At 70.9% G+C, this 10,984-nt stretch carries 10 protein-coding genes; all 10 read left to right on the top strand.

The window, feature by feature from the left end:
* The first annotated feature begins 110 nt into the window (after positions 1 to 110).
* Complete coding sequence (locus RUH65_RS13745; protein ID WP_313818143.1) at positions 111 to 1,283, top strand: hypothetical protein; 1,173 nt, start codon at positions 111 to 113, stop codon at positions 1,281 to 1,283.
* Positions 1,284 to 1,286: 3 nt separating this feature from the next.
* Positions 1,287 to 2,183 (top strand): HAD-IIA family hydrolase, encoded by an 897-nt coding sequence (locus tag RUH65_RS13750; protein WP_313818145.1) that lies wholly within the window; start codon positions 1,287 to 1,289, stop codon positions 2,181 to 2,183.
* Positions 2,180 to 2,362, top strand: a complete 183-nt coding sequence (locus RUH65_RS13755; protein ID WP_313818147.1) for a hypothetical protein — start codon at positions 2,180 to 2,182, stop codon at positions 2,360 to 2,362. The genes RUH65_RS13750 and RUH65_RS13755 overlap by 4 nt, the downstream gene beginning before the upstream one ends.
* Positions 2,359 to 3,207 (top strand): TlyA family RNA methyltransferase, encoded by an 849-nt coding sequence (locus RUH65_RS13760; protein ID WP_313818149.1) that lies wholly within the window; start codon positions 2,359 to 2,361, stop codon positions 3,205 to 3,207. Before RUH65_RS13755 ends, RUH65_RS13760 begins: the two co-directional genes overlap by 4 nt.
* Before the next feature lie 70 nt (positions 3,208 to 3,277).
* Positions 3,278 to 4,456, top strand: coding sequence for an NAD kinase (locus RUH65_RS13765; protein ID WP_313818150.1), 1,179 nt, complete (start codon positions 3,278 to 3,280; stop codon positions 4,454 to 4,456).
* Positions 4,453 to 6,267, top strand: coding sequence for a DNA repair protein RecN (locus tag RUH65_RS13770; RefSeq protein WP_313818151.1), 1,815 nt, complete (start codon positions 4,453 to 4,455; stop codon positions 6,265 to 6,267). The genes RUH65_RS13765 and RUH65_RS13770 overlap by 4 nt, the downstream gene beginning before the upstream one ends.
* A gap of 5 nt (positions 6,268 to 6,272) precedes the next feature.
* A complete protein-coding gene (locus RUH65_RS13775; RefSeq protein ID WP_313818152.1) occupies positions 6,273 to 8,015 on the top strand; it encodes a CTP synthase in 1,743 nt (580 codons plus the stop codon).
* A gap of 22 nt (positions 8,016 to 8,037) precedes the next feature.
* Positions 8,038 to 8,772 carry an NUDIX hydrolase gene (locus RUH65_RS13780; RefSeq protein ID WP_313818153.1) on the top strand — a complete coding sequence of 245 codons (735 nt, stop codon included), beginning with the start codon at positions 8,038 to 8,040 and terminating at the stop codon, positions 8,770 to 8,772.
* A 24-nt stretch (positions 8,773 to 8,796) separates the two neighbouring features.
* Positions 8,797 to 9,825: a site-specific tyrosine recombinase XerD gene (gene xerD, locus RUH65_RS13785; RefSeq protein WP_313818154.1), complete on the top strand. Its 1,029-nt coding sequence runs from the start codon at positions 8,797 to 8,799 to the stop codon at positions 9,823 to 9,825.
* 186 nt (positions 9,826 to 10,011) lie between these two features.
* Positions 10,012 to 10,932 carry a hypothetical protein gene (locus tag RUH65_RS13790; RefSeq protein WP_313818156.1) on the top strand — a complete coding sequence of 307 codons (921 nt, stop codon included), beginning with the start codon at positions 10,012 to 10,014 and terminating at the stop codon, positions 10,930 to 10,932.
* The last annotated feature ends 52 nt before the right edge of the window (positions 10,933 to 10,984 follow it).

Raw genomic sequence — 10,984 nt, forward strand, 5'->3', positions numbered from 1 at the left:
GGGGGGGGCCCTTCTTGTTTAACCGTGTCGGCTACGATGGTGAAGCTGACCGCCGGAGTACGCCATGCCGTGCTGCGGCCGTCTTCAAGATCGAGGAGAGGATCATCAGGATGTCCGAGAACGAGGAGCATTCCGGCTCGTCTGACCGTCCGCGCCGTCACGGCGGTGGACGGCCCGAGCGGGGATCCGGTTCCGGGTCCCGTGGTGGCGATGCTCGCCGGGCTGGTGCCCGGAGTGACGATTCCCGCCGGGCGGGCCGGCCTGAACGTGGGGGTGGACGCCATGACCGCCGTGGCTCGCGTGATGGGGGCCCGCGTTTCGAGAACCGGGGTTCGACGCACAATCCGGGGGACCTGCGCAGTTCCAATCGGCCGGACCGTGCCAAGTCCCCTGAGATCGATGAGGACGTCACGGGCAAGGAACTCGATCGCGCGACCAGCCGTGAGCTGGACACTCTGGACGAACGCAATCGTCCCTGGGTGGCACGTCACCTGGTGATGGCGGGGCGGCTGCTCGACATCGATCCGCAGCTGGCCTTCGAACACGCCCTGGCCGCCAGTCGGCGTGGCGGACGCCTCGGCTGCGTCCGGGAGGCCGTGGGCCTGACCGCCTACGGGGCTGGACAGTATGCGGAGGCGCTCCGGGAGTTCCGGACCTACCGCCGCATCACCGGGGACAACACCCACCTGCCGGAAATGGTGGACAGTGAACGCGCCCTCGGCCGGCATGACAAGGCCCTCGAGCTCGCTGGTGATGTCGACCACGCGTCCCTGGAGAAGGCCACCCGTGCAGAGCTGGCCATGGTGCTCTCCGGGATCCATCGCGATCTGGGAGACGTCGACTCTGCTCTGGCGGTGCTGCAGATTCCCGAGCTCGATCGCCACCGCGGTTTCTCGTTCAGCCCCCGATTGTTCCGCACCTATGCGGAGGTCCTGACCGAAGCCGGTCGTGGTGAGGAGGCCAAGGCCTGGCGCCGGCAGGCCAGCGTGGCCGAGCGGGCGTTGGGCATCGGTGACTTCGAGGATCCGGAGATCATCGACTTCGGACTGGACGATGACGGTACCGAGGACCGGCCCCGGGCCCGTGACCTGGTGCCCCCCGGAGCGTCCGCTGACGTCCCAGAGGACGGGCAGCCGGACGCCGGACGGCTGGACGACGAGGACCTGGGATCCATGGTGACCTCCGAGCGGGTGGAGGATCAGGATCCGGCTGCGGAGGCAGAGGGGTCACAGGACTTCGACGGTGACGTTGCCGCTGATGATCAGGACCGCGGAGACCGCTGATCCATGACGGGCGCGGATTTCTTCGGAGGCCATGACGCCGTCCTGTGTGACCTGGACGGCGTCGTGTATGCCGGAACCGAGGCCATCGACGGTGCCGTGCCGACCCTGCGTGAACTGGGGCGGCGCGGTGTTCCCGTCGTCTATGTGACCAACAATGCGTCAAGGTCGCCGGAATCTGTGGCCGATCACCTGTGCGGTCTCGGTCTGGAGGTGACCGGGGATCAGGTCTTCGGATCTGCTGCGGCCGGGGTGACGCTCCTGAATCAGGAGCTGTCCCGGACCGGAACCCGTCCGACGGCGGACGCGACGTCCTCTGGTGGGCGCCCCGCCCCGGCGAAGGTCCTGGTCGTCGGCTCAGATTACCTGCGTCACCTGGTGTCGGAGGCCGGTCACCGGGTGGTGGCGACGGCGGCCGAGCGCCCCGACGCGGTGATCCAGGGATTCGATCCCTCGGTGTCCTGGGCAGACCTGGCGCAAGCCGCCTATGCCCTCAACGGGGGTGCCCGCTGGATCGCCACGAATGCGGATCTGACCATTCCCCGGGCCGAGGGGATCGCGCCCGGCAACGGTGCCCTGATCGAGGCGGTGTCCCACGCTACGGGGACCCGGCCGCTGGCAGCGGGCAAGCCCGAGCCAGTGCTGTTCCGTCTGGCCGCCCGCGCTGTCGGCGCCCGCCAGCCCCTGGTCGTCGGCGACCGCCTGGACACGGACATCCTCGGGGGCAATCGGGCCGGCTTCACCACGGCCCTCGTGTTGACCGGTGTGGACACCGAAGCGACCGCCGCGGCCGCCCCGCCGGACCATCGGCCCACCTGGATCATCCCCTCGCTGCCGACACTCCTAGCCGACTCCGCCGTGGGGGCGACCGCCCTCCTCACCCAGGGGAAGCGGTCATCATGACCGAGTCGACCGAGTGGACTCCGGCTCCGACCGGTGACCCTGCCGCCGACCAGATCCTGGCCGGTCTGGCGGGAGCGGGGGAGCTGAGCCCCGATGAGGAGATCGCGGCCTACCGTGAGGCCCTGGACGCCTTGGCGCAACTGCTGGAGGAGCAGCCTCGGCTGCCCGGACTGTCGTGAGCAGTCCGCGGACCACGGGCAGCGGCGACCGCATCCGCCTCGACCTCGCCCTGGCGGATCGTGGGCTGGCCCGTTCCCGTAGCGAGGCGGCCGGACTCATCAGTGCGGGCGAGATCGTCCTCAACGGCGTCGTCGCCACCAAGGCATCCCTGAAGTGCGGCCCCGGTGATGTGGTGGCGCTGCGCTCGGACGGGCCACGGTACGTCTCCCGGGCCGGGCACAAGCTGGCCGGCGCGCTGGAGCTGTTCGCCGACGTCGTGACGGCCGGGCGGCGGTGCCTGGACGCCGGGGCGTCCACGGGCGGGTTCACGGATGTCCTGCTCAGGTCGGGTGCCCAGCAGGTCGTCGCGGTGGACGTCGGCCATGACCAGCTGGTCGAGGCGCTGCGCGCCGATCACCGCGTCGAGGTGCACGAGGGGTGCAACGTCCGTGACCTCACGCCGGAGCACATCGGCGGAGCGGTGGATCTGGTGGTCTCAGACCTCTCCTTCATTTCCCTGCGCCTGGTGATGTCACCGCTGGCCGGGGTGTGCCGGCCGGGCGCCGATCTGGTCGTCATGGTCAAGCCGCAGTTCGAAGTCGGCCGGCGAGCCCTGCCCAAGACCGGCGTCGTCCTGGACCCGGAACAGCGACGGGGGGCAGTCGCCGCAGTGCTGGACACCGCCGTGGACGCAGGGCTGCGGCCCCGTGGTCTTGCCCGGTCTCCGCTGCCGGGGCAAGACGGCAACGTGGAGTTCTTCCTGTGGCTGGACCACCCCGGAGGGACAGGAGCAGCGACAGCCGCAGCGACGGCGACCGGCACCGGTGCCGACTGGCTCGGCTCCCAACCGGTCGACTGGGCCTGAAGAAACCGGTCTCCTCCACAGCTCGGCAGGTCCGGCCGGGCCCCGGCCAGGACGTGGGTATCCTGGGGCCATGCCCCGCTCAATCCTGGTCCTTGCCCACACCGGCCGCGAGGACGCCATCCGGGCAGCCGTCCACACCTGCGCCAAACTGCAGGAGGCCGGTCTGGCACCGGTGCTCCTGGCCCGTGACGTGACGGCGATCCGCGAGGCCGAACGGGCCGGCGTCGTCCCCCCGCTGGAGTCCACCCCTCACACCCTGGACGTGGACTGTTCCCTGGACGAGGTCTCCCTGGGCGTGGTCCTCGGCGGGGACGGGTCCGTGCTGCGCGCCGCGGAACTCGTCCGTGATTCCGGCCTGCCGCTGCTCGCCGTCAACTTGGGTCATGTGGGTTTCCTGGCCGAATCCGAGCGCACCGATCTCTCCCGCACCGTCGAGGCCGTGGTGGCGCAGGACTACAGCGTCGAGGAGCGGATGGCGATCGACGTCCGGGTCTTCCAGGGGGAAGAACTCGTGGCCCGCACCTGGGCGTTGAACGAGGCCAGCGTGGAGAAGTCCAACCGTGAGCGCATGCTCGAGGTGGTGACCGCCGTGGACGGCAGCCCCATCTCCACCTATGGCTGCGACGGCGTGGTGATGGCCACGCCCACCGGCTCCACCGCGTATGCCTTCTCGGCCGGCGGCCCCGTGGTGTGGCCGGAGGTCCAGGCCATGCTCATGGTGCCGATCAGCGCCCACGCCCTGTTCGCCAAGCCCCTCGTCGTGTCCCCGGACTCGGTGCTCACCGTCGAGGTGCTGCCGCGCACCAACGAGCCGGGTGTGCTCTGGTGCGATGGCCGCCGCACGGTGGACCTGCCCCTGGGCTCCCGAGTCGAGGTCACCCGGTCACCGCAACCGGTGCGGATCGCCCGGCTGTCACGCACCCCCTTCACCGAGCGGCTCGTGCGCAAGTTCAACCTTCCCACCAAGGGTTGGCGTGGACCTGTCACCGAGCAGGACCGGGCCGAGGCCGCTGTCCGCGAGACCCGGAGCGCGTCCCGGCGGCCCGAGGGGGATCCGTCCTCCCGCGGCGTCTCGATCGTGGAACCCCACCACCTGGCGCCCCGCCCCGGGGTGGTGCCGCCGGCCACGGCCACCCTGCCGGTCGTGTCGGCACGGGACGAACGGCTGGGGATCGCGCGATCGGGGGCCACCCCTGACGAGGGCAGCGACGAGCCGGACACGCACAGCGGAGGAGCCGACCAGGCATGATCGAGTACCTGTCCATCAACGGGCTGGGCGTCATCGGCGATGCCGCCGTCGACCTGGATCCCGGCTTCACCGTGGTGACCGGCGAGACCGGCGCCGGCAAGACCATGGTGGTCACGGCCCTCAACCTCCTCCTGGGGGCCCGCGCGGACGCCGGCGCCGTCCGGCACGGGGCGTCCCGGGCCACCGTGGAGGCCGGCTTCCGGTTGGACGCCGGCCATGCCGCCGTCGGGATCGCCTCCGAGGCCGGGGCCGTGCTGGACGAGGAGGCACCAGAGCACGTCCCCGGTGCCCATGCCGACGCTGTGTCCGATGCCGATGCCGATGCCGATGCCGACGTCGGCGCACCGGCACAAGGCCGCGGGGCTGTCGCCCTCGTGGTCACGCGGTCCGTGGGGGCCGCCGGCTCCTCTGGACGCTCGCGGGCCTCGGCCGGCGGGCGCGGCGTGCCCGTGGCCCTGCTGGGCGAGCTCGGCGAACACCTCGTGGCCGTCCATGGTCAGACCGACCAGCTGCGGTTGAAGACCCCGGCCGCCCAGCGCCATGCCCTGGACTCGTTCGCCGGGCCGGACCTGGCCGGGACCCTATCCACCTACCAGCAGGACTTCGAGGCCTGGAGACGGGTGGCGGCGGAACTCGGCGAGATCACCAGCAACGAGCAGGACCGTGCCCGCGAGGCCGAGAACCTGCAGCGCTCCCTCGAGGAGATCGACAACGCCGCGGTCCGGGAGGGGGAGGACGAGGAGGTCAGGGCCCTCATCCAACGACTGGAGAACGTCGAGGAACTCCGCACGGCCTCCCTGGGCGCCCACACCCATCTGGCCGGCGGGGATGCGGCCGACGCGGTGGAGATCCCGTCGGCGGAGGCCCTCATCGAGGCCGCCCGCCAGTCCCTGCTGCAGGCCCCCGGACAGGATGACGAGCTCACCGCACTGTCCCAGCGCCTCGCGGAGGTGGGGATCCTGCTGGCCGATGTCTCCGGAGATCTCGCCGGCTATGCGGCCCGCCTGGATGACGATGCGGCCTCCGACCTGGACAGCGCCCAGGCCCGGCTGGCCGAACTGACCCGATTGATGCGCCTCTACGGACCGGAGCTCTCCGACGTGATCCGATGGGCCGAGCACCACCGGCCGCGACTCGACGCCCTGCAGGGGGATTCCGGGCGCATCGAGGAGCTCACCGCCGAGGTCGCCCGCCTCGAACAACGCGTGCTGGCCGGCGCGCGTGAACTGACCCGGTTGCGGAGGGCCGGCGCGGCCACCCTCTCCGGACTGGTCAGCGAGGAACTGCACGCCCTGTCGATGCCGGACGCCACGTTCCACGCCACTGTCACGTCCGGCGGCCAGCCGGGCCCCCACGGGGCCGACGAGGTCCAGCTCCTCCTCCAGCCCCATGCCGGCGCCGAGCCGCGGCCCCTGGGCAAGGGCGCCTCCGGCGGTGAGCTCTCCCGCGTCATGTTGGCGCTGGAGGTGGTCCTGGCCGCCACGGACCCGGTCCCCACCTTCGTGTTCGACGAGGTCGACGCCGGCGTCGGCGGGGAGGCCGCCGTCCAGATCGGCCGGCGGCTCGCCCGGTTGGCGAGGCACGTCCAGGTCATCGTGGTCACACACCTGCCGCAGGTGGCGGCGTTCGCGGACCGGCACCTGTTGGTCACGAAGAACTCGGACGGCGATGCCGGGTTCACCACCTCGGACGTCGAGACCCTTGAGGGCGAGCGGCGGGTGGGGGAACTGGCCAGGATGCTGGCCGGCCGCGCCGACTCCGGGGCGGCCCGCGACCACGCCCGCGAACTCCTCGAGGCCTCGCACACCTGAACGGGGTGCTACGATCGAACTCCGTGGTGCATAAATCTTCTCGATTCCAGAAAACGCCCAACGCTACCCGCCAGATCTTCGTGACCGGCGGCGTGGCCTCTTCCCTCGGAAAGGGGCTCACGGCGTCCTCCCTGGGTCATCTCCTGAGGGCACGAGGCCTCTCCGTGACCATGCAGAAGCTGGATCCATACCTGAACGTCGATCCCGGCACCATGAACCCCTTCCAGCACGGCGAGGTCTTCGTCACGGAGGACGGGGCCGAGACCGACTTGGACATCGGCCACTACGAACGGTTCCTGGACGAGAACCTCGACGGCCTGAACAACGTCACCACCGGACAGGTGTACTCGACCGTCATCGAGAAAGAACGCCGCGGGGACTACCTCGGGGACACCGTCCAGGTCATCCCGCACATTACGGACGAGATCAAGCGCCGCATGCGCCTGCCCGCCACCGAGGACGCCACCGTGGGCGGGGACCAGCAGGACCGGGCGGCCGCGGACCGCCCGGCACCGGACGTGATCATCACGGAGATCGGAGGGACGGTCGGTGACATCGAGTCGCAGCCGTTCCTGGAAGCCGCCCGCCAGGTCCGCCAGGACATCGGACGGGACAACGTGTTCTTCGTTCATGTGTCCCTGGTGCCCTACATCGGCCCCTCCCACGAGCTGAAGACCAAGCCCACCCAGCACTCGGTGGCGGCACTGCGCTCCATCGGCATCCAGCCGGACGCCATCGTCATCCGTTCGGACCGCGAAGTGCCGGCCGACGTGCGGGACAAGATCGCCCGGATGTGCGATGTGGACACGGATGCGGTCATCAACTGCGCCGATGCCCCCTCCATCTACGACATCCCCAAGATCATCCACGCCCAAGGCCTGGACGCCTACGTGGTCCAGTCCCTGGACCTGAAGTTCAAGGACGTCGACTGGTCCACCTGGGACCGCCTGATCGGCGTGGTCCACCACCCGAGGCATGCGCTGGAGATCGCCCTGGTCGGCAAGTACATCGACCTGCCGGACTCCTACCTCTCCGTCACGGAGGCCCTGCGGGCCGGCGGCTTCGGCAACGACGCCACGGTCTCCATCCGCTGGGTCCCCTCGGACGACTGCCAGACCGAGGCCGGCGCACGGCAGGCCCTGGACGGCGTCGACGCCATCTGCGTCCCGGGGGGCTTCGGGGTCCGCGGGCTCGACGGCAAGATCGGCGCCCTGCGCCATGCCCGCGAAAACGGCATCCCGACCCTCGGCCTGTGCCTGGGGCTGCAGACCATGGTCATGGAATACGCCCGCAACGTCCTGGGACTCACCCGGGCCTCCTCCACGGAGTTCGAACCGGACACCGAGCACCCCGTGATCGCCACCATGGCGGAGCAGGAGCACTTCGTCTCCGGCGGCGGTGACCTTGGCGGCACCATGCGCCTGGGCTCCTATCCGGCCACCCTGCGGGACGGCTCCGCGGTCGCCCGGGCCTACGGGGCCACCGAGGTCACCGAGCGGCATCGCCACCGCTACGAGGTCAACAACGAATACCGCGACCGGCTGGAGGAGGCGGGACTGGTCGTCTCCGGAACCTCCCCGGACGGCACGCTCGTGGAATTCGTGGAGCTGCCGGCGGAGGTCCACCCGTACTACGTCTCCACGCAGGCCCATCCGGAGTTCAAGTCCCGGCCGACCCGCCCGCATCCGCTGTTCGCCGGACTCGTGGCCGCGGGACTGGAACGCCGGAACACGCGCGCCGCGGGCTGATCAGCAGGGATACCCGCCACTCATGACGCACCCGACTCCTCCCCCCGCCCCCTACACCGAGCACGACGGCGGCCCGCTCGAGGACGTGCCCGCCGCGCGGCCCGCGGTCCGCACGGAGACGGCCTTCACGGGTGCGGTGTGGAACGTCACCCGCGAGGCCTTCCGGATGGTGCCGGGCGCCGCGCCGGAGGGAGACGCCGGCGGTCCGGACGCCGGTGCCTCTGAGGTTGATGGCCCGGACCTGTTGGTCCGTGAGTTCATCCACCACCCCGGGGCCGTGGCGGTGGTGGCCCTGGACGATGAGGACCGGGTCCGGATGATCCGGCAGTACCGGCACCCGGTGGGCGAGGAATTGTGGGAGATCCCTGCCGGACTGCTCGACGTCCCGGGGGAGCCCCTCGTCGCGGCCGCCCGCCGCGAACTGGCCGAGGAGGCCGACTTGCGCGCGGACCGGTGGGAGGTCCTCGCCGACTTCTACACCACCCCCGGGTCCTCCTCGGAGGGCATCCGGGTGTTCCTGGCCCGTGACCTGTCCCCGGTGCCGGTGGGTGAACGCCACGAACGCACCGGTGAGGAGGCCGGCATGCCGCTGGCCTGGGTGCCCGTGGCGGATGCTGTTCAGGCCGTGCTGGCCGGACGGCTGCGCAATCCCTCCTCCGTGGTGGGCCTCCTCTCCCTCGTCGCGCACCGGGACGGCGGCTTCACCGACCTGCGTCCCGCGGACGCGCCCTGGCACGGCCGTCCCCGTGACGCGTGAGTGACCAGTCATGAGTGACCGGTCATGAGTGCCGAGGCCGCGGAAGGCCCGCCGCGCACGCTCGCCCGTCCGGCTGAGGCGTACCTGGACCACTTGACCGTCGAGCGCGGCATGTCCCCTCATACTCTGGCCGCCTACCGCCGGGACGTGAGCCGCTACCTGGCGTGGCTGCAGGGACAGGGGGTGGGCGAGCCCCGTGAGGTGGAGCGCCGGCACGTGACAGGTTTCCTGCAGGCCCTAGCCACGGGTGCCGATGGCGGGCACCCGCTTGCGCCGCGGTCCGCAGCCCGGACCATCGTCGCCATCCGCGGCATGCACCGCTTCTGGACCCTGGAGCAGGTCACGGAGACGGACCCGGCACAGGATGTCACCCCGCCCCGCCCCGCCCAGGAGTTGCCCAAGGCGATCCGGGTGGACCAGGTGACCGCACTGCTGGAGGCCGTGCCCACGGACACTCCCGCCGGCCTGCGGGACCGGGCCCTGCTCGAGTTCCTCTATGCGACGGGTGCTCGCATCTCCGAGGCGGTCGGGCTGGACGTCGACGACGTGGTCGGAGCCGTCCGCGGCCCTCGGGAGGGTGCCAGCTTTCAGGGGACCCGTGCCGGGCCCGGGGCGACGGGGCCGGGGGCGTCCGGCACCGCCGTCGTACGCCTGTTCGGGAAGGGCTCCAAGGAGCGCATCGTCCCGCTGGGTTCCTACGCGGCCGCCGCGCTGGAGGCCTGGCTGATCCGCGGACGTCCCACACTGGCCGGCCAGTCCGGGACCGGGGGTCCCGCCCTGTTCCTCAATCAGCGCGGAGGACGGCTGTCCCGCCAGTCGGCGTGGACGATCCTCAAGAAGGCGGCGGAACGGGCGCAGATCGAGGGCGAGGTCTCCCCGCACACGCTGCGGCACTCATTCGCCACCCACCTGCTGGAGGGCGGTGCGGACGTGCGCGTGGTGCAAGAGTTGCTGGGGCACGCCTCCGTCACCACCACGCAGGTCTACACCCTGGTCACGGCGGACACGTTGCGCGAGGTCTACGCCGCAGCCCATCCCCGCGCCCTCCACTAGGTCGGGGGAAGGGGCGTCACGATCCCACAACGTCGGGCCGAACGGTGATGACATCGGTCACGGGTTGATGCTCAGATGGTGAGAGCCGGACGACGTCCCTCGGGGCGGACCACGGCCAGACCGCCACCGGACCACCACCCGCCGAAGCGGTGCTGAACGGAGCACCCGGAGGCAGACGAGGGGATCATGATGACCAGCACCGCCGACCGAACCTTCCGGGCGGGGCGATGCGTCCGGGCAGGATCCCGCCGTGGCCGGCTGGCGGCGGCTGTGGGACTCGGGGTCAGTGCCGGACTGGTGCTGAGCGCCTGCGGCACCGGCGATGAGCCCTCGGGCTCGCCCACCGCCACGACCGATCCCAATTCGAGCCCGGTCGAGACCATGACGGAGACCGCCAGCCCCAGTGACACGGCGACCGCGAACGCCACGCTCACCGAGACGGCCTCGGCCTCACCAACCGCCAGCGGGTCCGGAGAGCAGACCACGGGGCTCACCCAGAGCTACACCTCCGAGTCGGGGGTCTTCACCTGGAGCTTCCCGGAGACCTGGAGCGCGAGCCAGGAGGACTACAGCGAGGAGTTCCTGGACTATCTGGGCGTGCCGTACGAAGTGGTGCTCTTCCAGAATCCCGAGGACACTGTGGAGTACCGGACCACCACTGGGATCGCCCCCACGGACAACGAAGGCCCCAAGCTGGATGTGGTGGAGGTCCTGGAGGCCGAGGTACTGCCGGACGTCCCGGAGGCCACGGGTTCCGGGCCGGTCTGGTACCGGGCCTCCCTCTACCGGGCCAGCGAGGACTGGCCGGACCCTCAGAGCTTCGAGGGCGGGGAATTCCTGTTGTCCGTGCAGGTGGTCAACGTGGCCGAGGACCTCGACCCCGAGGCGACCGACGACTCCTTCTGGTCCTCGTGGATCTACGCTCAGCCCTCGGTCCAGGGGGACGGGGAGGGGACGGCCACGTTGCTGTCCGGCAGCGTCACCCAGGACACGGCGGAGGAGGTCACCGGCCTGGAGGGTGAGGAGGCCATGAGGGCGTTCCTGGAGACCGAGGAGTACGGCCAGCTGCGGTCCGTGGCCACCTCCATGGAGGTTGAGGTCCCCTGATCGTGCTTCCGGAGCGCCGGCGCTGAGCAACGGCCCCGGGGGGGGGGGGGGG

It is taken from the genome of Citricoccus sp. (assembly GCF_032154715.1).
Classification (GTDB): domain Bacteria; phylum Actinomycetota; class Actinomycetes; order Actinomycetales; family Micrococcaceae; genus Citricoccus.